This window comes from Sphingobium sp. BS19 (genome assembly GCF_027925545.1).
Classification (GTDB): domain Bacteria; phylum Pseudomonadota; class Alphaproteobacteria; order Sphingomonadales; family Sphingomonadaceae; genus Sphingobium.
Map to the genome: position 1 here is coordinate 190778 of NZ_BSEF01000003.1, position 25761 is coordinate 216538.

The 25761-nt window shown below is 60.5% G+C and carries 21 protein-coding genes and 1 tRNA gene; 8 read left to right on the top strand and 14 right to left on the bottom strand.

Annotated elements, in window-relative coordinates; all coding sequences use genetic code 11:
• Positions 1-339: 339 nt before the first annotated feature.
• From QMG56_RS04490 to cpdR, 8 genes are all read right to left on the bottom strand, one after another.
• The gene (locus QMG56_RS04490; protein WP_281821392.1) at positions 340-753 is read right to left on the bottom strand and encodes a hypothetical protein; all 414 of its coding nucleotides are present in this window, start codon (positions 751-753) and stop codon (positions 340-342) included.
• Between the two features lie 337 nt (positions 754-1090).
• On the bottom strand, positions 1091-1924 hold the full coding sequence (locus tag QMG56_RS04495) for a hypothetical protein (protein WP_281821394.1): 834 nt from the start codon (positions 1922-1924) through the stop codon (positions 1091-1093).
• Positions 1925-2054: 130 nt separating this feature from the next.
• The gene (locus QMG56_RS04500; protein WP_281821396.1) at positions 2055-2609 is read right to left on the bottom strand and encodes a hypothetical protein; all 555 of its coding nucleotides are present in this window, start codon (positions 2607-2609) and stop codon (positions 2055-2057) included.
• Between the two features lie 125 nt (positions 2610-2734).
• On the bottom strand, positions 2735-3631 hold the full coding sequence (locus QMG56_RS04505; protein ID WP_281821398.1) for a 3'-5' exonuclease: 897 nt from the start codon (positions 3629-3631) through the stop codon (positions 2735-2737).
• 1102 nt (positions 3632-4733) lie between these two features.
• Entirely contained in the window at positions 4734-5252 is a 519-nt protein-coding gene (locus tag QMG56_RS04510; protein WP_281821400.1) for a hypothetical protein, read from the bottom strand.
• A 93-nt stretch (positions 5253-5345) separates the two neighbouring features.
• Positions 5346-6383, bottom strand: a complete 1038-nt coding sequence (locus tag QMG56_RS04515; protein WP_281821402.1) for a site-specific integrase — start codon at positions 6381-6383, stop codon at positions 5346-5348.
• A 733-nt stretch (positions 6384-7116) separates the two neighbouring features.
• A tRNA-Val gene (locus QMG56_RS04520) sits at positions 7117-7191 on the bottom strand.
• Between the two features lie 93 nt (positions 7192-7284).
• Positions 7285-7662: a cell cycle two-component system response regulator CpdR gene (gene cpdR, locus QMG56_RS04525; protein WP_230187239.1), complete on the bottom strand. Its 378-nt coding sequence runs from the start codon at positions 7660-7662 to the stop codon at positions 7285-7287.
• A gap of 161 nt (positions 7663-7823) precedes the next feature.
• Here cpdR and QMG56_RS04530 point away from each other — a divergent pair, with 161 nt between their 5' ends.
• Complete coding sequence (locus QMG56_RS04530; protein ID WP_281821403.1) at positions 7824-8753, top strand: N-formylglutamate amidohydrolase; 930 nt, start codon at positions 7824-7826, stop codon at positions 8751-8753.
• A gap of 244 nt (positions 8754-8997) precedes the next feature.
• On the opposite strand, the gene QMG56_RS04535 is transcribed toward QMG56_RS04530, so the two are convergent.
• Together QMG56_RS04535 and QMG56_RS04540 are read right to left on the bottom strand one after the other, a co-directional pair.
• Positions 8998-9768: a SapC family protein gene (locus QMG56_RS04535; RefSeq protein ID WP_281821404.1), complete on the bottom strand. Its 771-nt coding sequence runs from the start codon at positions 9766-9768 to the stop codon at positions 8998-9000.
• A gap of 251 nt (positions 9769-10019) precedes the next feature.
• Positions 10020-10691: a glutathione S-transferase family protein gene (locus QMG56_RS04540; RefSeq protein WP_230186699.1), complete on the bottom strand. Its 672-nt coding sequence runs from the start codon at positions 10689-10691 to the stop codon at positions 10020-10022.
• 257 nt (positions 10692-10948) lie between these two features.
• On the opposite strand from QMG56_RS04540, the gene QMG56_RS04545 reads away from it, so the two are divergent.
• The 6 genes from QMG56_RS04545 to QMG56_RS04570 all read left to right on the top strand — a co-directional run bounded on the left by QMG56_RS04545 (position 10949) and on the right by QMG56_RS04570 (position 17877).
• Positions 10949-12535 (top strand): SulP family inorganic anion transporter, encoded by a 1587-nt coding sequence (locus tag QMG56_RS04545; protein WP_281821407.1) that lies wholly within the window; start codon positions 10949-10951, stop codon positions 12533-12535.
• A complete protein-coding gene (locus QMG56_RS04550; protein WP_230186701.1) occupies positions 12532-13170 on the top strand; it encodes a carbonic anhydrase in 639 nt (212 codons plus the stop codon). The genes QMG56_RS04545 and QMG56_RS04550 overlap by 4 nt, the downstream gene beginning before the upstream one ends.
• Positions 13171-13244: 74 nt before the next feature.
• On the top strand, positions 13245-13565 hold the full coding sequence (locus QMG56_RS04555) for a PilZ domain-containing protein (RefSeq protein ID WP_281821409.1): 321 nt from the start codon (positions 13245-13247) through the stop codon (positions 13563-13565).
• A gap of 116 nt (positions 13566-13681) precedes the next feature.
• Positions 13682-15046 carry a M20/M25/M40 family metallo-hydrolase gene (locus tag QMG56_RS04560; protein ID WP_281821469.1) on the top strand — a complete coding sequence of 455 codons (1365 nt, stop codon included), beginning with the start codon at positions 13682-13684 and terminating at the stop codon, positions 15044-15046.
• An 87-nt stretch (positions 15047-15133) separates the two neighbouring features.
• Positions 15134-16279 carry an aromatic ring-hydroxylating dioxygenase subunit alpha gene (locus QMG56_RS04565; protein ID WP_281821410.1) on the top strand — a complete coding sequence of 382 codons (1146 nt, stop codon included), beginning with the start codon at positions 15134-15136 and terminating at the stop codon, positions 16277-16279.
• Entirely contained in the window at positions 16276-17877 is a 1602-nt protein-coding gene (locus QMG56_RS04570) for an NAD(P)/FAD-dependent oxidoreductase (RefSeq protein WP_281821411.1), read from the top strand. Before QMG56_RS04565 ends, QMG56_RS04570 begins: the two co-directional genes overlap by 4 nt.
• Here QMG56_RS04570 and QMG56_RS04575 read toward each other — a convergent pair.
• The 3 genes from QMG56_RS04575 to QMG56_RS04585 form a co-directional block, all read right to left on the bottom strand.
• On the bottom strand, positions 17839-19170 hold the full coding sequence (locus tag QMG56_RS04575; protein ID WP_281821412.1) for an amino acid permease: 1332 nt from the start codon (positions 19168-19170) through the stop codon (positions 17839-17841). The genes QMG56_RS04570 and QMG56_RS04575 overlap by 39 nt on opposite strands.
• Positions 19171-19256: 86 nt before the next feature.
• Entirely contained in the window at positions 19257-21632 is a 2376-nt protein-coding gene (locus QMG56_RS04580; protein WP_281821413.1) for a TonB-dependent receptor, read from the bottom strand.
• Positions 21633-21765: 133 nt separating this feature from the next.
• Positions 21766-23577, bottom strand: a complete 1812-nt coding sequence (locus QMG56_RS04585) for a tetratricopeptide repeat-containing sulfotransferase family protein (protein WP_281821414.1) — start codon at positions 23575-23577, stop codon at positions 21766-21768.
• A 77-nt stretch (positions 23578-23654) separates the two neighbouring features.
• Between QMG56_RS04585 and QMG56_RS04590 the strand changes: the two genes are divergently transcribed.
• Positions 23655-24683, top strand: a complete 1029-nt coding sequence (locus QMG56_RS04590; RefSeq protein ID WP_281821415.1) for a 2-oxoadipate dioxygenase/decarboxylase family protein — start codon at positions 23655-23657, stop codon at positions 24681-24683.
• On the opposite strand, the gene QMG56_RS04595 is transcribed toward QMG56_RS04590, so the two are convergent.
• The gene (locus QMG56_RS04595) at positions 24680-25630 is read right to left on the bottom strand and encodes a tetratricopeptide repeat protein (RefSeq protein ID WP_281821416.1); all 951 of its coding nucleotides are present in this window, start codon (positions 25628-25630) and stop codon (positions 24680-24682) included. The two genes, QMG56_RS04590 and QMG56_RS04595, sit on opposite strands and share 4 nt — an antisense overlap.
• Between the last annotated feature and the right edge of the window lie 131 nt (positions 25631-25761).

Here is a 25761-nt window from a genome sequence, read left to right on the forward strand (position 1 = left end):
CAAGACATTCGCATCTCTGAGCTCCCCCTCTTCTCACCAGCGATCGAAATCTGCGAGGCCGGACCGATCATGCTTCGTTTTGAAATCATGGCGCCAGCACAATCATCGCCTGCTTTGTCACTGCAGCCCGCAGCGCGAAAATCCGCCTACGGGGCCCAGCAGCTCCGGGATGTGTGACCCATCATCCTGATAAAGTGCACTTAAGGGCGAAAACGTTGGAGCTTAGCGCGGCGCTCGATAATGTCTGTGCCGCTAAGCATATGATGCCTCCTGAAACGGCAACGCCGCCCGAAGGCGGCGTTGCCGAGCGACCTGACGTCGCGAACCAATGGGCTTTGTTCAGCCAACGACTCTGATTGCCTCGACCGGCTGCGCATCGGTGAAGGCCTGTCCCTGCGGCACGAACATGTTGCCGTCCAGTCCAACACCTTCCATTTCCACCGACATCCGACGCCAGCGGTCCCAGGCGATCTGCTCACCACGGACCAGAAGATGGCGCGCTGGCGGCTTTGCGCTCACAAGCTGGTTGCGCTCATCGATACGCCACCGTTTGCCGTTTTGGATCAGCTCCACTGGCGCTTTTTCGCTGGCGGCATAGAGCTGACATCCGTCGACCCACTCGACGCTGAGTGGCAACAGGACCGCCAACGATATGAGGGACGGTTCAGGGGCATCGACGGACTGGAACGCCAGATGCAGGAAATCCCGCTGCATCTCCTGGGCCAATTGCGTGACATGGACGATTGTTCCCATTGTACGCGGCCCGCTCGCGCAGAAGGCCATCGTGTGCCGCGTGGGTTCATGTAGTGGATAACCCAGAAGTGATCTCAAGGCCAAAATCCAGGCCTGTCCCCGTGCGATGTAAGGGTGCGTCATGTTCATACTCCAATGTTTGTGCTGACGGCCTGCTGGCCGGGGGTTTCCAATTTTCCGCAGATTCACGGATCCCGATTCCGAATGTTTCCCATCGAGCCGCGCTGTCAGCGCGTCCAAAAGGGGGCGGATGCACCGCCGCCGAGCGAGCCACGCCAGCGTTGCTGCTTCGCCTTCCAAGGGGTTCCGGGCGGCGGCGCTGCCACCGCCCGACCAATCATGCTTCGTCTTGCAACCAGGGCGCCAGTACGCCCATCGCCTGCTCGGCCGTTGCCGTCTGCTGCGCGAAGATCCGCTTGCGATGCGCTTGCAGCGCCGGAATGTAGCCACGGCCTTCGCGTAGCTCTATGACTCGCCGCAGGATGCGATCTTCAAACACCGGCACCTCCACGCGCGCATCATGCAGCTTCTTCCACCGGGCGAGCAGGAGGGATGTTGCAATGACATCGAATTCGCACTGGCTTGCAACCGTCTCCCATTCTCCAGCGTAAATCAGTCCGCTCACCGCGAACGCCGGCGCTGGCACCTTTGCCGGAATGTCCAGCGCGGCGAGGATTTCAGCTTCGTGCACCGGCTTCATCCGGTATCCACCGGTGATGGTGCGGCTGAAGTCGATGTGCGGCGTGTTTCCCACACCGCCATGGCTCAGCCATTGCCAGCGGCGTGGCAAGGTCAAGCCGTGTTTGAGCAACCCCATGAGGATCATGGGCAAATCATGCATGCTGCCGCCGTAGGTCACGATTTCAGCACCCTCCGGCGCGTCAGCCAGCACCTGGATGATGCCGGCTAGCACTTCGCGCTCATCAAGGTCCGGCGCGCTCAGCGTCACGAAACGGGCGACATCGACATTGCCATCGGCATGTTCCACCAGCAGCATGATGGCGGCAGTGACCAGAGTCTGGAACGGCCAGCGTGGCGTGACGAGCGGATCGTCGCAGCGCTTGTAGCCGCGGCGGCTGGGCTCTTCTTCACTGGTTGGCGCCCAGCGCTCCATCGCCTGGTAGCGCTTGTGCGCCGTGTCATCGAGTACGGCGCTTTCAATGTCGAGCACGACATAGGCGCGCGGACGACGGGGTTCGAATATCATGTCGAATTTCATGGATGGTCTCCAGCCCGGACTTGCGGGCATAATCATGGGATAGTTGCAAGGCAGGCTGCATGGGTGCAGCCTGCCGCCTGGATCAGTCGAACCGCACAGCCGTGTCGGTCGCGTCGGCTTGCGACAGCGTGTCGCCGCTGCACCAGAGCAGGCTGTAACCGACGACATTTCCGCTCTCACGCGCCAGCGCCTCCTGATTTATGCGCGCAAGTGCACGGCTCTGTCCCTGCGCCAGGTCTGCACCCGGCATTCCTGTGCGGCACTCCAGCCTCAGATCACCGTTGAGGGCGTAGTGGGTGTTCCGCGACGGGGCGATGATCACAACTGGTGCCGTCGCATCGGCAGCGTAGAAGGCACAATGGCGGATCAGTGCGACCGTGGAGCCCTTCCGGAGAACGAGAACATATTCGTCCGGTGCCGCCTGCGCGTCCGTATCCCATGCGCCGTAAATCAAATCACAGCTGGTCATCCCGGCAAGCTGCGCCAGGTCATGTACACGTTGCGCGTTCACCGGGCCACCGTGCGTCCATCCGACTGCTGGCTGCTGGGGCGCTGTGTGCGGAAAGCCCATTTCCTGGCGCAGTCCCAGCATGTGGTTCTGCGGAGAAGCGTGCAGCGTATCTTTAAGAGAGTTCATTACTATTCCTTCTTGGGTTCGGCTTGGCGCCGGAGCCATTTTCCACATCCCGTGGGGCTCACTTTCCAATGCTGATGGGACAAGTGCCGCAGCCCCGTGGCTGCGGCACTCTTCTCCTTGCGCGTTCAGCGGTGGCGCTGACGCCAGCTCAGGGGAACGGTGCGGGGCGCCGGGCCATAGGGCAGCACCTGAAGCCGCAGCCACAAGGTCTCGTCGTCGACTTGTTCCTGCGACACTTCGATCCACCACACGTTGGCCGCCGGGTCCCAGCGGTAGCCGCGTGCTTTAAGAACAGAACGTTTGTGATAGCCGGCGCCGTTGGCTTCGACGCGCACGGTGTCTCGTTCGGCATTGGCCAGCAGTGTGCCGATCACCGTCTGGCCATTGGGCTGCCGCCAGGCCAGCAGATGGATCAGGCTGATGACATCGGCCATCGCGCGGTGGCCTTTGTTGAAAAAATTCGCCTGCATCAGCAGATATCCCAGCGCCCGCGCCCTGCCGTCGAATCCGGCTTCGAACCAGTCGAAGTCGCGGGCGCTGCACGCCCATGGCGCGTCCGCCATCGCCGGCAGCAGGTTCTGCAGGAAAACAGAATCGAATTTGCAATTATGGGCAATACAGGCGTCGACACCGGACAATATGGCTTGCAGCGCGTCCAGATCCACCGCGAGGCCTCTCACGTCGTGATCGGTGATACCCGTCAGCTGCGTGATCATCGGCGGGATCGGCATGCCCGGATCGCGCAGTGCCTGGCCCCAGCGCTCGATGCCGCAGATCTCACCGCGTGCGTCGACCTGCAGGATGACATAGGCGATATCGATGATCTCGTCGCGGTCCGGATCGGTGCCGGTCGTCTCGGTGTCGATAACGGCAATGCGCCGGATCGGACCCTGCGGGTCAAGGGCAAGCGGAAAATCTTCCAGCCTGCCGACGCGGCGCACGATGCGCACGTCCCAGTCGTCCTGCGCGCAGCCCGCGCAGGTTGTTGCTGCCGTGTTCCCGGCAGCCTTGTTGTGTGTCATGGTCGAAATGCTCCTGTGTCGACCGAGACTTGGAGAAACCTTTTCCCCTCACTGTATCTCGATCAAAACAAGCCGTGACCGGCGGCTTTTCCATAGAAGCCACGTGACGATGGCGTTCAGGCGCAGCGTTGAGGAAGCAACGTGTGAACATCGATCGCGCTATGCTATTGGAGATCACTGAGTGTGAGACCCGTCCCACCGCACAGTGATAAACGCTGTAGGACGAAAAGACAGCGGGCGCACCTGCAACACCGATATCGCTGCGCTTGGCGCGCTCGGTGATGTTGGTGCCCCTCAGCATAGTCCCCTCGCTCGACACGCTTACGCCGACGCGACGCCGAGAATTGAATGCGGCTACTACCAGCTAACTGCTCCGACGTGGAGCTCGCCATCATTACCGCCGTCGAATCTACCTGCGGAATGTCATAAGCCGTCCTATAACCGTCTCATTTGGAACCGCTGACCCCGTTGAGGCTCGTCGCCTTGCTGCGTGTCTATCGGTTCGATGGGAGACAACAAACGTGATGATCCAACAGATCGGCCGCGGACACATGACGGCAAGCGACGCGGTGGTGATTTTCAAGCACGGGCTGAATGATGAGCTCGGCGTAACGACGGCGTGGCACTATGATATCAAACCTGACGAGGATGGGCGTAGCAGTCGCATCTTCTCACCAATGTATAATGTCGCCGCTCGCTTAACCGCCGACGCGAGCGAGATTTTGGAGCGCCTTTTTGAAGAGTATACGCCCGACTTCTCACGGAAGTTTCGGACACGAAGCAACTCGTCGTTGACGACATCGTGGGCCATACGCGGGAAGGTACGGGACCGCGGAAATACTCAGAGGCCTGGTTCATGAAAGGAGGCGCAGCCATTCTCGTAAAACGACTGCAAATCATGGTGGCGGCTTTGCCCAATGTGACTGAGCATCTCCAACTCGGAGCCATCCGCCTGCTTCCTGTAGCTAAACGCTCCCACACGGGGTCCGCAGTAGGTTGCGTTTTCAGAAAGAAAGCCTGACCGATTCAACATGGTTAGACGTCGTGAACTTAACACGGTCTATGGTCTTCGATACCCACTTGTGGTCGCCTACTTAGGGTATTAAGGCCGCGTCGCAACTGTGCGAAACCTAGAAGAACGTCGATATCTCGGCAGCCAATATATCTTTCTCGAAAGAGCGCTGCTCAACACGTAAATGCGATGCTCACACCATTCTGGGAGTTGCGACACCAGAACTAGAAAGTTGTCTTGCTTCCGGGCTTCATCGGCGAGAATGCGCTTAACAGCATCGTCGGCCTGCTGGACATCAGCAAGCAGCGTTGCACCGAACAGCGGATTATCAACTTCAATGTCGCGACCAGTTCGATCAGGGATCCGCACCGACCGTTCCGAAGCCTGCTGATAAAGCAGTATGGCATGAAGCCGTGCCTGAACGGCTGGTTCGTCAAGCCACCACATGTTTTGACCGAGCGCAGATAGAACTACAGGGTCATCGCGACCAATAGTTCCTACAGGGGCAGGCAGAAGACGTATGGGGAAACCAATTATATCATCCGCGAAAGTACTGATACCTGCCGACAGAATAGAGGCACTCCAAGCTTCAAATTCCGCATCATCCATACAACCAACCTTCTTCTTTCGTCTACAACGCAACGCACTGTTTGATATTGTTAATGGGTGTCGGCGTTCTTATTGAAACATAAATGATGGCCGTCAGGACAGTTTGTTTATAGACTCGCGCATGTGATCGACGCCGACGGTTGCATACCGTTGCACCATCCGGAGCGACTTCCAGCCACCCATGTGCATGATGGTAATGAGATCGATACCAGCCATCACACAATGCGACGCCCAATGGTGGCGCCAGTCGTGGACAGTGAAGTCCTCTATAACTGCGCGCGTGCACGCCGTAGCATGCTGACGTTTCAAAGGGTTACCTCCTGGAATCGGCGCGACCCGCGTGTCTTGATAGGGCTTTCCGAACCGGTTCAGGAAGACGTGACCCCTCGTGGGCTCGCCCTGTGCCTTCCAGATCGGCAGCAGCACCGCCTTTACACGCTGGTGCATTGGAACCGACTGTGTCACCGCGTTTTTGCTATGGTTCAGCCGGATAGCTTCGCGACTGATATCTACACCGTTTACCCCCCACTGGATCTGGAGCGCCGTTTGAACGCGAGGGCCTTGAAAGGCGAGCATTGTAATGATCGGCTGAACGTGTGGCGTGTATGACGCAATTAAACGATCCCGGTCTACTTTGCTCAGAAACCGCACGCGCTGGTTAACGAATGGGATGCCCTTGATCTTAATTGGTGCTAAATTGTGCAGTTCGTGGTGGACGTTAACCGCCGCTTGAAACACAGCCCGATAGCGATCCTGCCCAGCGGGATCATGCCCAGTTAAGTAAGTGCGACGAAACTGATCCCACGCCTGCTTCGGCTCCCTTATGGACATTTCGCCGATGTGGGCATTTAACTTACCGATGCGCAGAATATCCGACGCACCGGGCGGTTTGGCCTTCGACAAATAGCTGTTGAAGGCGTCGGCGTTCACACCCTCTGCGACAAGCGCGGCAGGACCGAACATCAACTGATTGCGCAGCCTGGTTTCATACTCAGCCATCAAGTGCGACGCAGCATCTGCGTTACACGATCCTGAACTGAATTCTTTGACTTCAATCCGCTTGTCGCCGAGCGCGACTGAACCACGGATATAGAAATTGCCGTTCTTCCCACGGCGGCGGATGGTGAGCATGTGATTTTTCCCAGAAGTTCACGATACTGCGCTTCGGTGGCGAGTGTCTTTCCGTTCACCCGCACAAAGGAAACGCCATGTTTATCGAAAGTACGCCGCAACCATTTCGCTGGCTCAGTGCTACTCATTCTCAACCGAGACAGGATTTCGTTGGGCGTAAGTAGAACATCGCTGCACGCGACGTCGGCATCACAGGGAGGGGGACGCGCCGGACCATTGTCTGAGAGGCAGCCACGGGCATGAGTTTTGGGCGCAGAGGATGGCTGCGGTGAAACCGCTGCTTGATCAGGCGATGCCCTCGGCGTCGTGTCAGCCATAGGTGCCTTAGTCATAGACTCTGGCGGCACCACTGCATCGGTTCGGCTGACGGCCTCCGCTGCAGGATCTTTAATCAACATGTGGAAAATCCACTCGTCGGCGCGCACGGGTCCCCGGCCTAGCACTCGGCGACGGCCGGAGACCCGCACACGCGAAGTTTCCTGAGTATCGTCGAGCCGGCTTCTCCACGCGCAAGCGAGTGGAGCGCCGAAATACATTATATCGCAGATTTCGATTTCTGCCAAGCAAGCGATCTGAACCCAAGATTCGTCACCCTCGGCGTGCCCAGTATTTGCCCAAAAGTCCGTGAAATTGCCCAAATTTGCTGTGCGAATAAACGGCACGTAGTAGGCTGCTGGCAATATCTTATGGCAGCAAAAACCCCGCCAACAACTTGAATTGGCGGGGTTTTCGATGGTGGGCGTGGCAAGGATTGAACTTGCGACCCCTGCGATGTCAACACAGTGCTCTACCACTGAGCTACACGCCCACGAAGGAAGGCTGCCATTAGCGAGGGTTGGATGGCCGTGCAAGCGGGAATCGCGCTTTCTTCGCGGTGTTCCTGTTGCGCTCCGGTTCGGCCTCAGCTTAACCCGGTTGCACTTTGCGGCCCGAACATCCGTTCGACTTCCAGCACGAGGTCGCGCAGATGGAACGGCTTGGACAATACCTTGGCCTGCGGCATCGTTTTCCCTGCTTTCAGCGTCACGGCAGCAAAGCCGGTGATGAACATGACCCGCATGTCCGGTGCGATCGTCGCGGCTTGCTGCGCCAGTTCGATGCCGTCCATTTCTGGCATGACGATGTCGGTCAGCAGCAGATCGAATCGTTCGGTCTGGATCAGCGGCAACGCCGCCGTACCCCTGTCGACCGCCACGACTTCATAGCCCGATTTCTCCAGCGCCCGCGCCAGATACTGCCGCATTGCATCGTCATCTTCCGCCAGCAATATCCGCACCATGGTCGTCATCAGTCTTTCGGTTCCGGTCCGGCACGGACATGCCCGGACACAGTGCTGCACCCGCAGGCGCGCGGGGCTTGGCATGAAGCGTCACCTTATGCGACAAGGGCTTAATATTTTCCAGCCGCGCGACATGTTTCGCGCTCTATGAAAGGAAATTCATGGTCGGCGCGTCGCACCCCGATATCGACTCGCCATCCTTTCCTTCCTCCTGCGCGCCTGTCGAGCGCCATGCCGCTTTCGACCGCTTCGGTGGGCGCAGTGGATCGGTATCCAGTCCCATCGTCATATCGGTGCCGCATGCGGGGCGCGAATATCCCGCACCGCTTCTGGCGCAGGCACGTGTCCCGGCCATCACTTTGCGGCGGCTGGAGGATCGCTATTCCGATCTGCTCGCGCATGGCCTGATCGATCTGGGGCACGAAGTGCTGATCGCGCGCACCGCCCGCGCATTGATCGATCTCAACCGCGACGAACGCGAAATCGACCCAGTGATGCTGCGCGACGCGCCGCATGGGGCGGCACTTCGCTCCACGGCCAAGCTGCGCGGTGGGCTGGGGCTGTTCCCTCGCCGCCTGCAAGGCGCGAATGAGCTGTGGCGCGGCCCCTTGGACTGGTCGGAGGCGCAATGCCGCATCGCCCAGGTGCATCGCCCCTATCACGATGCGTTGGCCGCCATGATGGCGCGGGCGCGCGACGTGCATGGTTATGCGATTCTCATCGACTTGCATTCGATGCCGCCGCTGCCCTTTACGCCGGGGCAGGACGCGCCACATATCGTGCTGGGCGATCGCTTCGGTCGCAGCGCGTCGAATCGCCTGACCGCGCGCGCCGCCGATGTCATGCAAGCGCGCGGCATCCGCGTGGCGCAGAATCATCCTTATCCCGGCAATTACCTGATCGATCGGCACGGCAGGCCGGATCGGGGGCTACACGCCGTTCAGATAGAGATCGACCGCAGCCTGTATCTCGATTCGGCTTTGGACCGCCCGACAGCGGGCGTAGCAGCCATGCAGGCGTTGCTGATCGACCTCGCGCAAGCGCTGGCCGATGAATGGCCCGCAACCGACTTTGCCCAGGCAGCGGAATAGCGTCAACCGCCCCATTTCTTGCGGCCTACAAAAAAACCACCCCGTGTTTCCACGGGGTGGCCTAGGTTCAGGGAGGAGACGTCTCCGAAGAGACATCCATACAGCACACCCGAAAGGGGAACAGGTGCGCCGTATCTCAGTGAATTAAGATCAAGTGCCGGAAGTTTCAAGCGGGGAAGCGAAAATTCGGTGCGGTTTGGCAACCTTTTTTCTCGTTCCCCGCCGAACCGACGCTTTTGAGGCGTTATTGCGGTGCCGGAACGTTGGGCATCTTGCCCTGATCGATCTGCTGCTGGAAGATTTCGCGCATCAACTGCAAGGAAAACAGGTGCGCGTGAATCAGCGGCAGCATGCCGTTCTGGGTAATCTTGCGCAGTTGATCGCCGCGCATGTCGCGCAGTTTTTCCTCGTTCACCATCTGGAATCCGCGATAGATGAAGGGCTGGTCATTGCCCGGCGTCTGGATCGACACTTCGCCATCCATCAGCAGGCCCATCGTCTTCAACTCGGCAACGAACTGGCCGGTGCGGGCGGCTGCCTGCTCAAATTCTTCGCAATATTTCAGGATATTGGTGGTCGTTTCGGTCGGCTGACCGTCGGCGAGCAAGGCTTCGCCTTCTTCGAACACGCCGACATGCCCGCTGGTCGGATCGAAGCACAGCGACAGCTCTTCGCTGTCGGGCCGCAGTTTTGCGAGCATCCAGGGATAGCGACGCACATAGGCAGGCAGGTAGGTCGGGCCGCGCAGCTTGCCTTCATCGTCGACGAAGGTGTTGATGCCTTCGTTCAGGCCCATCAGCGCCAGTGGCACCGGATCTTCGCCTGCGGAAAAGATGATCGGCACGAAACGCTGCGCCGAAATGAACTCATCGACGGTCAGCGGCACGGCATGCTGATTGGTCAGATACGGTGCCGAATCGGACGGGCGAATATGGTAATCGCCATGCTCCTGGCTGTTGAGCGGGATCAGGTCGTTGTAGAAAATGGGCAATCCGTTGTTCGGCGCAGTGGCCATAAAATTCTCTCCATGGATCGAAAGCGCAAAGGCCGCGCTAAACTGGTCGGATGGGCCAGCGCAGTAATGATCCTGCGCGTTCGACGCAATCGCTTTGTCGGATGGGTATGGAGCAATCTCCCCACTCCGCAGTGCTCCTGCGTAGGCAGGAGCCCAGGGCGTTAAGCGTTGGTCGTGCCAACCCTCCCAGACTCCTGCGTTAGCAGGGGAACGGCCGCGCTCATTCTGTCACCGTCAGACGCCAGGACGCGCTAAAAATCCGGCTTCTCATAATGCGCCGGCGGCACCACGATTTCCATGCGTTCCGACAGCAACGGCCGGAACGAGGGCCGCGATTTGAACCCGGCGTACCAGCGCTTGACCGGCTCATGCCCCGTCCAGTCGATCCCGCCCAGATAATCCGCGACGGACAGGTGCGCGGCGGCCGCGACATCGGCCAGACTCATCGTTCCGCCACCCAGCCAGCTACGATGGTCGAGCAGATAGTCCATGTAATCCATATGGGTGTTCGCGCGCTTCATCGCTTCGCGCAGCACGCCGCCATCGGGGGAGGCGCGATGGACGATCCGCTTCTTCATCCGTTCGTGCAGTAACGGCGCAACGACATCGCCATAGAAATTCTGGTCGAACCACGTCACCAGCCGTCGCACTTCGGCCCGGCCCGCCGCCGTTCCGGAAATCAGCGGAAACTTGTCCACCGTTTCCTCGAAATATTCGCAGATTGCCTGACTGTCGATCAGGGTCACGCCCTTGTCCAGATCCACCATGACCGGCGTGGTGCCTGCAGGGTTGAGGTCGAGGAACTCGTCGCGCATCGTCCACGGCGATTCGCGAACCAGATCGTAGCCGACTCCTTTTTCACCCAGCAGCAAGCGAACCTTGCGCGAAAAGGGGCAGAGCGGAAATTGATAAAGTTGCCACATGCCCTCGTGTTAGGCTCCACAGCGCGCAGGGGAAAGGCACAATGACAGCGCTATTGCATTTTCCGCGAAATATGATTGTCCAACGAGGAAAAGCGAAAACGTCGCGAGACCGTTATGCTGCAGTGCACCAGAAACATTTTGTTACAGCGCGTTCGTCCGGCAGATGGAATTATCCTTTATCTGGCATTCTATTGCGCACTGCAGCGTACCCGATCGGGTAACGTCCGCACGCGCTACCAATGCTTCAGGGAGCTGCCGTGTCTCAACCCAAGTCTCTTTTCGCGAACCTGCGTGCTGATGTCCCCGCGTCGATTGTCGTTGCACTTGTCGCGCTGCCATTGTGTCTGGGTGTTGCGCTTGCTTCCGGTGCGCCGTTGTTTTCCGGTATCATTGCTGGGATCGTCGGTGGCATCGTCGTCGGCTGTCTGTCCAAATCGCCTTTGTCGGTAAGCGGCCCCGCCGCCGGCCTGACGGTCATCGTATTTTCCGCCATCGAAAGCCTGCCGACCTACGAAGCGTTTCTGCTTGCCGTGGTCATCGCGGGCGTGATGCAATTGGCGTTCGCTTTTACCAAATCGGGCATTTTGAGCGAGTTTGTACCCTCTTCGGTTATTACAGGCATGCTGGCCGCCATCGGCCTCATCCTCATCCTCAAACAATTGCCTCACGCGCTCGGCTATGACGGCAGCTACGAAGGCACGTTCAACTTTACCCAAACCGATGGCATGAACACATTTTCGGCCATTCTCTTTTCGCTCGGCGACAGCTTCCTGTGGGGCGCGATGTTGATCGCCGTCCTCAGCCTTGCCTTCCTCTTCTGGTGGGATGGCGCACGGCCGAAGACGGGCCCGCTGCGTTTCCTGCCCGGCCCCTTGGTGGTCGTGCTGATCGGTATCTTCGGCAATCTGCTGTTCGGACAAGTTGCGCCGACCTTGAATATCGGGACGAGCCACTTGGTTCAGGTGCCCGTGGCTGAAGATTTGTCGGCCTTCATCTCGTTCTTCCAGACCCCCGATTTCACTGCCATTTCCAACCCCACTGTCTGGACCGTGGCCCTGACGCTGGCGATTGTCGCCAGCCTCGAATCGCTGCTCAGCCTCAAGGCAGTCGACGAAATCGATCCGCGCCGTCGCTCGACTGACAAGAACTGGGAATTGCTGGCGCAGGGCGGCGGTAACATCCTGTCCGGCATGATCGGCGGTATTCCGGTAACGTCGGTCATCGTCCGCTCCTCCGCGAACGTCGATGCGGGCGCGGAAAGCAAGATGTCGACGATTCTGCACGGCTTCTGGCTGCTGCTTAGCGTGCTGCTGATCCCGACGGTGCTCAATCTCATTCCCTTGTCCGCGCTTGCCGCCGTGCTGATCGCTACGGGGTACAAGCTGACCAAGCCCAAGCTGTTCATCGAACGCTACAAACAGGGCTGGACGCAGTTCATTCCCTTCGTCGTCACCGTCGTCGCGATCCTGTTTACCGATTTGCTCATCGGCATCCTGATCGGTCTGGTCGTCGGCTTCATATTCGTGATTGCGCGCAACTTCCGCCCTGCCATCACTTATGCGTGCGACGCAGAGGGGACCGAGTGCATCATCCGCGCCCGCCGCAACCTGTATTTCATCCACAAATATGAATTGCAGAAGGTACTGGCGCAGGTGCCTGACGATTGCGCGGTGCTGATCGACCTGTCGTCGACCAACTATGTCGATCTGGACAATGTCGGCATCATCAATGCCTTCATCAAAAGCGCCGATTATCGCAATATCTCGGTACGCCTGCGGGCTGACATCGCTGAAAAAATCTCGCCGCTCATCAACGCGCAAGAATCCGGGGTACGCTTCGCATGAAAAGCTACAAGCAACTGCTGCTCGCCAATCAGGCGTGGTCGATGGAACTGAAGGAAGAAAATCCCGATTTCTTCAAGCGTCAGCTTACCGGCCAGATGCCTGAATTTCTCTGGATCGGTTGTTCCGACAGCCGCGTGAACCCCGAACAGATGACCATGACGCCCCCGGGCGGCATGTTCATTCACCGCAACATTGCCAATCTGGTCAATGACGAAGACCTGAATCTGATGTCGGTGCTGCAATATGCCGTCACCGTGCTTCAGGTGAAGCACATCATCATCTGCGGCCATCATGGCTGCGGCGGGATCATGGCCGCGCTGGACGGCCAGGTAGACGGTGCGGTCGATGAGTGGCTCGACAATGCCCGGCAGGTTCGTGCAGACCATGCCGATGAAATCGCCGGTGCGGGCGAACGGGATGCGCAGGTCAATCGCTTCGTCGAAGTGAACGTGCGCGACCAATTGATCAGGCTGGCACGCACCAAGACGGTGCAAGGTGCGTTTTCGAGCGGCCAGCCGCTCGCTCTGCATGGCTGGGTTTATGACATGCGCGACGGCCTGATCAAGCCGCTGATGGAAATCGACGCGCAAACCAATCTGGAGGAAGTGGGCAAGCCAGAACGGGTGCTGGTGTAACGCGATTAATTCCTTGAATTAACAGTAGGGTAAGTCTTTTCCAATAAGGTGCGTTAAGGCACATTGGATATGACATGACGATCCCACTGGCAACGATAGAAACCAAAACGGACTTTGTGGAGCGTGCGCCCCGCGAAGAGGGGCAGTGCCATGCCGACCTTTACGGCCCGACGGTGGCTCCGTTCAGAAGCCGGGTACGCAATATCTCCACGTCGGGCATGTTGATCGATTCCCCGGCGGCGCTGCGGATCGACGATGTGCTTGTCGCACGATTGCCGGGCGTCGGGGAAATCATCTGCACCGTTGCTCGCCTGCGAAACGGGCGGGCAGGGATACGTTTTTCCTCCGTTATCGACCTTGCCGTCTATCGCCGGGCGACGATGCACGTCGTCTAAGGCGACTTTGGCAGCATTCCTCGTTGGCTACGGTTAAAGCCTGTGCCACACCCTTGCCATGCATTCGCGCTTCGGCGCACCAGCAGGGGTCGGCTTTCATGAATTTCACACGCGCGATGATGACAACTGCGGCTCTGTTGGCACCGCTGGCGGTGACGACAGCAGCGCGTGCAGCGGCGGACCCGGCGCTCGCAAAGCAGGTTCTGCTGCGATCGGTCGCTTTCAAGACGGTCGAAGGGGAGGGGCAGGTTCCCAAACTCGCGGCCTATTATGCTTCGGTGCTGAAGGACGCGGGGTTCAAGGACGCCGATATCGTGATTACCCCGATCGGCGAAACCGCCACTTTGGCAGCGACCCTCAAGGGCAGCGATCCAAAGCTGAAACCCATCGTGATGATCGGCCACATGGATGTCGTCGCCGCCGAACGAAAGGACTGGACGCGCGATCCTTTCGTCCCGGTCGAGGAAAATGGCTACATCTTCGGACGCGGATCGGAAGATAACAAATATGACGTCGCCATGATGGTGACATCGCTCGCCCAGTTGAAGCGCGAAGGCTTCGCGCCGCGCCGCACGATCATCCTGCTGCTGTCCGGCGACGAAGAAACCCAGATGGCGACCACGCGCGCGCTGGCCGAAAAATATAAGGGCGCCGAACTCGTCCTGAACGGCGACGGCGGCGGCGGTGTCATCGGTGAGGACGGCAAGCCTGCCATGTATCTGCTGCAGGCCGGTGAGAAAACCTATGCCGATTTCGAAATCGCGATCACCGATCCTGGCGGCCACAGCAGCGCACCGACCGCGACCAACCCGATTTATCGTCTGGCCAAGGTGCTGGATCGCCTGGGCGCCTATCAATTCCCGCCCATGGCGAACGAACTGACCAAGGCGTCGATGCTCGCCGGATCGCGTCGCATCGGCGGAGAGGCGGGCGCAGCGATGGCCCGCTATGCTGCCAATCCGAAGGACGCTGAGGCGGCTGCCTACCTGTCCTCCAAGCCGGAATTTATCGGTCAGGTCCGCACCACCTGCGTCGCCACAATGCTGAGCGGCGGTCACGCCCTGAACGCCTTGCCGCAGCGCGCGACCGTCAGCGTCAACTGCCGCATCTTCCCCGGCGTCGCCATCGACTCGGTAAAGGCTGAACTGACCAAGGTCATAGCCGACGACAGCGCCACGATCACAACCATCGACAAGCCGACCGGCAGCGATGCCTCACCCCTGCGCAAGGATGTGACCGCCGCCGTCACCAAAGCGGTGCAGGCGCGCTATCCCGGGCTGGAAATCACGCCGAACATGTCCGCCGGTGCCACCGACAGCCTCTATTTCCGCGCGCTGGGCGTACCGAGCTATGGGGTCAGCAGCCTCTTCATGAAATCCAGCGACGGTTTTGCGCATGGCCTGAACGAACGCGTGCCTGTCGATGGCATCGCCGGTGCACTGGGGCAATGGGATAGCGTGCTGAAAGCCATCGCCAAATAAGCAGGGCCAAATAAGCAGGGCCAAATAACCAAGGCCAAATAACCAAGGGTTGCGCGCCAATGGTCATTGTTTTACGTTCGCACAACAATGACCATTATATCTGATCCGCTCGAAGGCTGGAGCCTCCCCGCCTGGACCTATGACGATCCCGATTTTTTCCGGGCGGAACAGGAACGCGTCTTCGCGCCAAGCTGGCAGGTCGTCTGCCACATTAGCGATATCCCTGCGCGAGGCGACTGGCATACGCTGGAATATCTGGGCGAAAGCATCATCGTGGTGCGCGGAGACGACGATGCCGTCCGTGCCTTCACCAACGTCTGCCGCCATCGCGGCTCGCGGATCGTCGATGGCGCAAGCGGCTGCGCGAAAAAGCTGGTCTGCCCTTATCACGCCTGGACCTACGATCTTGACGGGCGCCTTTCGGGCGTGCCGCAGAAAAGCGACTATCCCGGTCTCGACACGGGCAAGCATGGCCTGACGCCAGTGGACATGGAGATCTGGCGCGGCTTCATCTTCGTGCGCCTCGTCAGCGAAGGCCCATCGGTCGCGGACATGATGGCCCCCTATGAGGATCAGGTCGCGCCCTATCGTTTCGAGGAACTGACCGCGCTCGGCCGCGTCACGCTGCGTCCCCGCACCGTGAACTGGAAGAATGTCGCGGATAATTACTCCGATGGCCTGCATATTCCCGTCGCGCATCCCGGCCTCACCCGCCTCTTCGGGCGCAGCTATGGCGTGGAGGCGGAAACGCATGTCGACCGCATGTGGGGCGACCTGATCGAGCGACCCTCGGCCAACTGGTCCGAGCGCTTGTATCAGACGCTGCTGCCGCCGGTGCCGCACTTGCCGGAGGCCGCGCAGAAACGCTGGCTCTATTTCAAGCTATGGCCCAATGTCGCGTTCGACATCTATCCCGATCAGGTCGATTTCATGCAGTTTCTTCCCGTCAGCCCCACTGAAACGCTGATCCGCGAAATCAGCTATGTGCTGCCCGATGACCGTCGCGAGATGAAGGCCGCGCGCTACCTCAACTGGCGCATCAACCGGCAGGTCAATGCAGAGGATACCCAGCTTATCGCCCGTGTGCAGGACGGCATGGCCTCGCGCAGCTTCTCGATCGGGCCCTTGGGGCAAAGCGAAGTGTGCCTGCGCGCCTTCTGCCGCCAGATGCGCGCGCTGATCCCACAGGCCCGCGAAGAACAGCGACCCACCCCCGGATGGAGCCGAACATGACCTATGACGCACTGATCATCGGCGCGGGGCATAATGGCCTTGTCTGCGCCTTCTACCTCGCGCGTGCAGGCCTGAAAGTCCGCATCGTCGAGCGGCGCGATATCGTGGGCGGCGCGGCCGTGACGGAGGAATTTCATCCCGGCTTCCGTAATTCGGTGGCCAGCTATACCGTCAGCCTGCTCCAGCCCAAAGTCATCAAGGACATGAAGCTCGCCGATCACGGCTATCGCGTGATCGAGCGGCCCATCTCCAATTTTCTGCCACAGGAAAATGGCGATTTCCTGAAACTCGGCGGCGGTCTCCAGCGGACGCAGGCCGAATTTGCGCGCTTCTCCAAAAAGGACGCCGCCGCGCTCCCCGCTTACTACGACGCGCTGGAAAATGTCGCCGAAGTCTTGCGCGGCCTCGCGCTCAAAGCCCCGCCAAACGTCGGCGACGGCCTTCGCACGCTCTACGACGGCGCGATGCAGGGCCGCGCGCTCTCCAAGCTCACGCTCGAACAGCAGCGCGACGTCCTCGACCTCTTCACCAAATCCGCGCGCACTTTCCTCGATAGCTGGTTCGAAAGCGAAGCGGTGAAGGCGGCTTTCGGCTTCGACGCGGTCGTCGGTAACTACGCATCGCCCGATACGCCGGGCAGCGCCTATGTCCTGCTCCACCACGTCTTCGGCGAAGTGAATGGCAAGAAAGGCGCATGGGGCCACAGCATCGGCGGCATGGGCACCATCACCCAGATCATGGCAAAGATCTGCCGCGACATGGGCGTCGAGATCAGCCTTGAAAGCCCCGTCGACCAAGTGCTGGTCGATGGCGACAAGGTCGTGGGCGTCCGCCTCGTCTCCGGCGAGGAAATCGCGGCCAGCCGCGTCATCGCTAATGTCGGACCCAAGCTGCTCTACGAAAAGATGATGGCGCCGTCCGACCTGCCAGCCGATTTCCTCAAACGGGCCAAAGCGTTCAAGGCCGGCTCCGGCACCTTCCGCATGAATGTCGCGCTGTCCCAATTGCCGCGCTTCACCAGCCACCCCGAACCGGGCGAACATCACCAGTCCGGCATCATCATCGCCCCGACGCTCGATTACATGGACCGCGCCTTCATGGACGCAAAGATGCACGGCTGGTCGAAGGCACCCATCGTCGAAATGCTGATTCCCTCGACCGTGGACGACAGCCTCGCCCCGCCGGGATGCCACGTCGCCAGCCTCTTCTGCCAGCAATTCGCGCCTGTCCTGCCCGATGGCCGCGATTGGGACGATGAAGAAGAAGCCGCTGCCGACTGCATCATCGACACCGTCGAAAAAAACGCCCCCGGCTTCCGCGCCTCGATCATCGCGCAAACGCGCCTCAGCCCCAAGGGTCTGGAGCGCAAATTCGGCCTTTCGGGCGGCGACATCATGCACGGCAATATGAGCCTCGACCAACTCTGGGCCGCCCGCCCGGTGCTGGGCCACGGCAGCTATCGCGGCCCCGTCGCCGGTCTCTACATGTGCGGCGCAGGCACCCACCCCGGCGGCGGCGTCACCGGCGCGCCGGGCCACAACGCCGCCCGCGCCATCCTCTCAGACGGCAGCATCTTCGGCAAACTGCGCGGGCGGTAGACGCTTCGCCCCCCGCCGCGCCCACCAGTATAGCGGCAACCCCGCCAGCATCAGGACGAGGCTCAGTCCGCTGACGGACAGTCCCGCGCCCCATAAGGTCCAAAGCGCATAGGCGACGCCCAGCACCCCTGCGGGAATGGCGACACGGAAGCGCAGGGCCGCAGCGGCGCAACCCAGATAGAGCCACAATGTCGCAGAGGTGGACAGCAAAGCCATCGCCGTGAAGATCGCCACCAACCCATTGAGGCTGTTCGCAATCAACAGCAGGCTGGCAAAGACAGTTGACACGATCAGCGCCCGCACCGGGGTTCCTCTCGCGTCAGTCTTCCCCAGCCATGCGGGCAATTCCCCGTTGCGCGCCATCGCCAGCGGCACTTCGCCCTGCAATAACGTCCAGCCATTAAGCGCGCCAAGGCAACTGATCGAAGCGAACAACGCGATCAGATTGGCGGGACCGGGCGCCCAATATCGTGTGACGAACGCGGCAAAGGGCGATGCCGATGCGGCCTCCGCCATGGGCAGCATCAGCGCGATGCCGGAACAGACGAAGAGATAGACCGCGCCCGTCGCTGCCGTCCCGATGATCGTCGCGCGCGGGATGGTGCGCGTGGGGTCCGCCACCTTGTCCGCTGCCGCACTCGCGGATTCGAACCCTAGCAGGGCCCATAAGGTCAGCGCAGCGGAAGCCGTGACCGCAGGAAGGGTCAGTCCTTCGCGCGGAAATGGCGCAACGACGGCGCTGCCACTGCTCAACGCCACTACGATCAGCACGACCACCACGACCATCGGCACCAGCTTCAAAATCACCGTTACCAGTTGCAGCGATCCTGCCGCCTGCGCACCGCGCAGATTGAGCGCCGTCGTCGCCCACAATATCGCCAGCGTCGCACCCACGCCAAGGGCAGGCACTTGCCCCAGCAGGGGGACGATAGGCGTCATGTTCGCGACCACTGCCACGGCAATCGTCGTATTGGCGGTGATGATCGACACCCAATATGACCAGCCAAGCGCAAATCCGGCGACGGGGCCAAAGGCTGCGGCGATCATCGCAGGCGGTCCCTTGGCATCGGGCAAACGGACCGTCAGCCGCGCGATGACCCATGCCAGCGCCAGCGCTCCCGATATGGTAATGGCCCAGCCCGCCACCGCGTTCCAGCCATAAGGCGCGAGCGCTGCGGGCAGCAGGAACACACCGCTGCCGATCATATTTCCCATCACCAGCGCGATGCAGGCGGCAAGGCCCAGCGGCCGGGCGACGCGCTGGATAGGGGCAGGGGCGTTGGGCGTCGTCACCTGCGAATTAGGAAGCAAGTCCCGCCAATATGCAAGCCATGTTGCGTCCCCTCCTCATCGGGAGAAAGGGACGCAACAGATGCGTATCAGAACTTGAACCCGGCCTTCACACCGATCAGGCGCGGCTGGATCGGCGTGCGGTAGATTTTGGGACCGATTGCCGTCTGACCATCGGGATCGCCGCACACAGTTTCCAGACACTGTATGCCAACCGTGCTAAATGCTCGCTTATCGAGCAAATTGGTGGCGAAGATTTCAGCAGTCCACATGCCGCTTGAAACCCCGATGCTGGTATCCAAGGTGGCGTAAGCGGGGAGATCACCTTTGATACCGCCCTGCAGTGGCCGAAGGTCGGTCGTGCGCCGCCCTTCGTAAATTCCTGCGGCCTGCATATGGACGTTCATCGATCCGATCGGAAACTCGTAACGCACTACGGCATTGGCCTTCACCTTTGCGGTTACCGGCAAACGTGTGCCCTTTGGCGCAAGGACCTCGCCAGCAGGGCAGCCGGTGGCATCGTCGACGCCGCAATAGGCCTTGGTGAGCTTCGCATCATTATACGAAATGCTGGACGACAGCGTCAGACCGTCTGCGGGTCGGGTCCACAATTCGGCTTCGAACCCGCGAATGCGCGCTTTACCGGCGTTCTGGATTTGCGTCAGGCCGTTTGCGCCGAGTATCGAAATCTGCAGATCTTGCCAGTTGAGCTGATAGATCGCGCCATTGAAGCGAATGCGGTCTCCGGCCCAGCTTGTTTTCCAGCCCGCCTCGTAATTGTCGATGAAATCGGCGCTGTAAGGCGGCAGGTCGCCGCGCCGATTGATGCCACCGGGACGATAGCCGCGCGATGTCGTGAAATAGACCAGCGCATCGGGCGTGAATTTGTACGTCGCATTGATTTTGTGCAGGAACCCTGTGTCCTTGGTGCTCTTGTCGAGGTTGGTACAGGGTGAACCGGCTACGATCGTCGGTGCAAAGCAGGCGGCTACGCCGGTCCTGCTGGAATATCCCGCCGAATAGCCGAAGAAGCCGACCAGACTGTTGTCATATTTGTAGATGCGGGTGCCGAAGGTCACCGCCAGCTTGTCCGTGACGTCCGCCGTCAATTCGCCGAAAACGGCATAGTCGCGATCCACGCGATATTGCTCCGTCAGCCAGATATTGCTGGCGGTCCCCGGCACGGTGAGCGAGTCCGCAATATTGTCGATGATATAGTTCTGGCGGATATTATGCGTCTGCCGCTGGTAGAACGCTCCACCCACGAACCGCACCACGGCATCGGCTGGCGAAGCGAAGCGCAATTCATGGCTCTGCTTGGTGAACCGGTCGATACCCTGAATATACTGGTTCGGGTTCACCAGATCGCCGTTGTTGTCGTAAAAATAGTTACCGTATCCGGCCAGCTTGTCATAAAAATACGAATAGTCGGCATAGTCGCTGTTGGTCGTGACCTTCCGCTTCAGATACGATCCGGCATAGGTCACGTCCCACGTGCCGATCTTTCCTTCGATCGTCAGCGCCGCCTGATACCAGTTGTCCTTCGCGCCTTCCGGGTTGAACTGCATCGTCTGCAGGTCGCCCAAGCCGCTTTCCACGGCGAAGCTGCCGTTGGACTTTTGCTTCTGCCCCATGATCTGCGGCGTGACGGTCCAGTTATCGTCGAGGTCGATCTTCAGCGCGGCACGACCGCCATAGGTCGTGACGTCGTTATAATCCTTCTCGACATAGGGCGCATTGTTCATCGTGATGCCGGATGACGGGAAGGTCAGGCTGCCTGCGATATTATCGATATAGCCCGCGTCCTTCTTGTACCAGCCGACCACGCGCAGCGCGATATTGTCGTTGAAGGGGGTGTTGATGAACCCCTGCGCGACATAGCCTTCGCCGCCCTTGGCCACGCTGTTCAGTTCGAAGTCGCCACCAGCCTCGAACTTGGTCGCATCAGGCTTGTTGGTGATGATGCGGATCGTGCCTGCCTGACTGGAGGAGCCATAAAGCGTCCCCTGCGGCCCCGCGAGCGCTTCGACGCGCGCGATGTCATAGACATTGATGTCCAGCGCACCCTGAATCGTCGTGATCGGCTGCTCATCCAGATAGATGCCGACCGAAGGCTGCGACGCGGAATGGTTCGCGTTCTCGCCGCTGGCTACGCCACGGAAATAGACTTTGGCCGACCCCGGGCCGCTGGTCTGATAGGAGACGCTGGGCAGATAGCGTGCATAGTCCTCGAACTTCTGTACCTGCAACTGGTCGAGCTTTTCGGTGCCGAACGCCGTAATCGCGATAGGCACGTCCTGCAGATTTTCGGTGCGGCGCTGCGCCGTCACCACGATGGCATCGCTACCGGCGGTGTCGGCTGGCTCCTGCGCATAGGCGATGCCCGATGTGCACAGCATCGTCGATGCGAGCAGCGCAATGGAACCCGCTGTTCCAATACGCTTGGTGGTTGTCGAAAATTGCATGAAGTGGCCCCCTTTGCGATCTATTTGATCTACAGGGGCATTTCCTCACGAAATTTCACGCGTCGCAAGATGATTATGACAAACGTATAACAGCGGCAGACGAATTTATCCTACTGTTGCAGGATCGACACGATCAGCGCAGCGGCGGCACCTGTGGATAGGCCGTCAGCACATCGCCCAGCGCAGTTTCCAGCGGCCCCAGCCATGGCGCATAATGCCGCCACCGGTCCATACCGTCGCGATTGATGGGCCGACGCACCTGTTCGCTGCTCGCCGTTCGCACCGCCCGTGCATTTTCGTGGAAGCGAAGGCATCCTTCCTCGAACGGCAGACCAAGATAATCCAGCAGGCGGCGTACTTCCGCTTCGGGATCGGCCACCAGCGCTTCATGAATAACCCGATGCACACGCCCCGGCAGCACCGTGTCGATATGCTGCATCAACCGCACATAATCGGCATAATAGCGCCCCACATCGTCCAGCGCATAGCTGAACGCCTGCCCCTGCGCGAAATGCTGTTTGAAGTTGGAGAAACAGCAATCCATCGGATGCCGCCGCGCATCGATGATTTTCGCATTCGGCAGGATCAGGTGGATCAGCCCGCTATAGAGCCAGTTGTTCGGCAGCTTATCGACGAAGAACGGCTTGTCGCTCTTCCGCTGAACCCGCGTGCGCGCCAGATATTCCGCGCCCAGCTCCGCGAGTCTTTCCGCAGGCATATCGCGCACCGCCGCGACCCAGCTTCCCGGTACATCGCCATGGTCCCGCCCCTCACGCATCGCGATGGAAGGAATATCGGGAAGCTCCATCGTCCCTTCGACCATCGAATGCGACGCCAATATCTGCTCGATCAGCGTAGAGCCTGCGCGCGGCATCCCCAGAATGAAGATAGCGTCCGGTGCATCATGCCCCACGCCCGCCCGCGCCGCCAGAAATTCGGGCGTGAAGCTATCGATAACATGTTTTACGTGTCGACTTATGTCATCGGCATCGTAATCGATCTGCGCCTTCCGTTGCGCATTGCCTTGCGCATAATGCCCGAAAGACGCGGCCCAGTCCTTCGCATCCTCCGCCGCCTTGCCCAGCGCGAAATGTAGGTGGAAGCGATCCTCGACCGAAATTGCCGGATCGCCCAGCGCCGCTTCCATCGCCGCCACATCCGTTTCATCGAACCGCACAGTCTTCAGGTTCGCAAGGCTCCACCACACTTCGCCCAGTCCCGGCTGCACCGCCAGCGCGGCGCGATAGGCCGCAATGCTGTCCTCCTGCCGCCCCACGGTTTTCAGCATATGCCCATGGCTCATGTGCAACTTGGCATGATCGGGAAAGCGCTGCGTCAGTTCCTCATACAGCGCGATAGCTTCGTCATAGCCGCCGATCCGCCCCAATGCAGCGGCTTTCAAGTTGCTGTGCGCGGCATTGTCAGGGTCGTCGGTCAGCACATTGTCGAGTTCGGCAACCGCATCGGCAAAGCGGTTCTGCTTGTACAGCACCGTCGCCAGATTGGCCCGCGCCGCCCCGAAACCGGGCGTCAGTTCCAGCACCCGCCGCAACAGATGTTCCGCATCCGGCAACCGCCCGATCCGCGCGGCCAGTTCCGCCAGCATGCGTATGGCGGCGCAATCGGTCGGTTCGGCTTTCAATCGTCCTTTCAATATCGGCTCGGCAATGTGCAGCTCGTTGGCCAGCATCGCCTGCGCCGCCGTCAGCATGTCCGGATCGTGCACCGCCATCCGCACTGCCTCAAGGTCCGCGTCCTCCGCTTCGGCAACTCGCCCCAGCCGCCGCAGCACCAGCGCCGCCAGCCGATGCGCTTCCCCCACATGCGGCGTTACCGAAATCACCTCACGAACTTGCGCCAGCGCCCGCGTGGGATCGCTCCCGATCAGGCGTCGCGCATAAGCAAGAGCATCGGGAACAGGAATGGCATCGGAAGGAGCTTGCATCTGCCCAGCGTAGCGCCTCGTCCGCCCTTCGCCTAGTTATACTGGTGTACAGCCGTTCCAGACGCTATCTATGTCACATGACTATCGCACCGGACAAACTCACCGCTCTCGTCGCTGCCGCTTTGGGGCAGGACGCATCCCGCGCCATTGCCGATCTGGTCGTTCCGACCGACATCCCCGACAGCGGCCCCGATACCGTCACTCGCGCCGAGTTCGCACTCGCCATGACGGTCGCGCTGCACTGGGGGCTGCTGGCCCGCGTACCGACGGCCGCCGCTTATGCAGTCGATTGCCGGGCCGCGGGTCGTCCGATCATGCTCGATCACGGCGCGCTGCGCACGGTCGTCCTGCCCGATGGCGCAGCCACCGGCGCGATCCCGGCTGGTGCGGCGGCGTTCGCCCGCATCCTGCAACCTCTGGGGTATAGCCGCGCGGACATCTACCCGCTCGACCGTCTGCGGATGACCGGCTTTGCCTGGTGCCATGACGATTTCCCCGACAGCATCGCGCAATTCTTCGTCAGCGAACTGCATGTCGACCGCTTCGACGCAGACTTCGCCGCCGCCGCAACGCGCATCTTCGCCACGACCCGCGACGCCCTCGACGATAGCGCCAACGCCGCCCTCGCCGCATTCGCCGCGCAAGGGCAGGTGTCGCTCGCACAGGCACTCGCCGCCATGCCCGCTATCGTCGCGGCGTTCGACCGGCATCACGACGTGCCTTTCGTCCGCGATTACGAAACCCTGAAAGGCTCCAGCGCCGAAGCCGCATGGATCGCCACCGAAGGCAATGCCTTCAACCACGGCACCGACCGCGTCACTGACGTCGAAGCGGTCGCCGATGCGCAGCGCGCCGCCGGTCGCGCCATGAAGGACCGCGTCGAAGTCTCCGGCAGCGGCCGCGTCCGCCAGACCGCCTATCGCGCCGACTGGGTCGAACGCCCCTTCGTCGATGACAACGGAACGCAAGTCACACTCACTGTCCCCGGCTCCTTCTACGAATTTATCGACCGCGCCGTGGACCCCGTAAGCGGTCGCCTCGATCTCAAATTCGACAGCAGCAATGCGCAGGGTATCTTCAAGATGACGGCGTCGCTGGACGCCTAGACCCCCGGCACGCTCAACAGGTTCGCTTCGTCCCTGATCCGTTTTGCCTGTGTCGGGTTCGCCGCCACGGCATTCTTCATCGCGGCGTTTGCCTGCGCCGTCTGCCCCAACGTCATGCGGCTGCGGATCAGCATGATCCAGCCGTCGACATAGGCGGGATTGGCTTTCAACTTGCCTTCCAGGCTGCTGATCATGCCTTCGATCATCTGGTCCTGCTGACCCTTGGGCAGGGCGGATGCTGCCTGCATCTGATCGCGCGTCGGGCCGGGGATCGCTGCCGTCGCCACCGAGCCTAGCGCCGGATGCGGCGCCGCGGGCTTGATCGCCGCCAGTCGCGCGGCCACGTCGACCTTATGAATGCGCGCCACCTGTTCAATGGTTCGCCGCAAATCCTGCTCCCACGGCGCACCGCTCGGCGTATCCTTCAGCAGCGCCAGCCAATCGGCAATCGCACCGTCATGATCGCCTTTCAGATCCTTGCGCACGGCAAGGAAATAGCGCGCGCGCGGTTCCTTCGCATCAATGCCGATCGCCTTTTCGAATGCTTTTGCAGCATCGTCAGGCATCGGGTTATCCGCGCTGCCCATCACCAGCGCTTCGCCGAGCGAGGACCAGAACGTCGCATTGCCCGGCACCAGCGCCGTCGCGCGCTTGTACGCCCGCACCGAATCGGCATAGCGGTTCGCTTCGAAATAGGCCCAGCCCAGCATCTGCCACCCTTCGGCATCGTTGGGATTCGCGCCGACGCGGTTCTGCAGCTCCTGAATGACCGCTGCAGGATCGGGCGCGGCACCCTTCATGGCAGCCGGACCGGTGGCCGGGGCAGGAGCCGATGGCGCGTCCGATTCGCGCGTAACAGCATAAGCCACGGACAATATCGCGATGCCCGCTGCCCCGATCAGTAGCATCCGGCCTGTCCTGCCCGGTGCTTTTGTCCCCTCCGTCATCGAAATCCTCTCTAACTTGTAACTGCAGTCTAGCGCGAAGCGGTGGAAATGGTAGAGTGCCGCCACGGTTCGCACCCGTACGACGCGCAACCGGCCGGGGGATAGGTCGGAGCGTCTGACAGATTCATGGG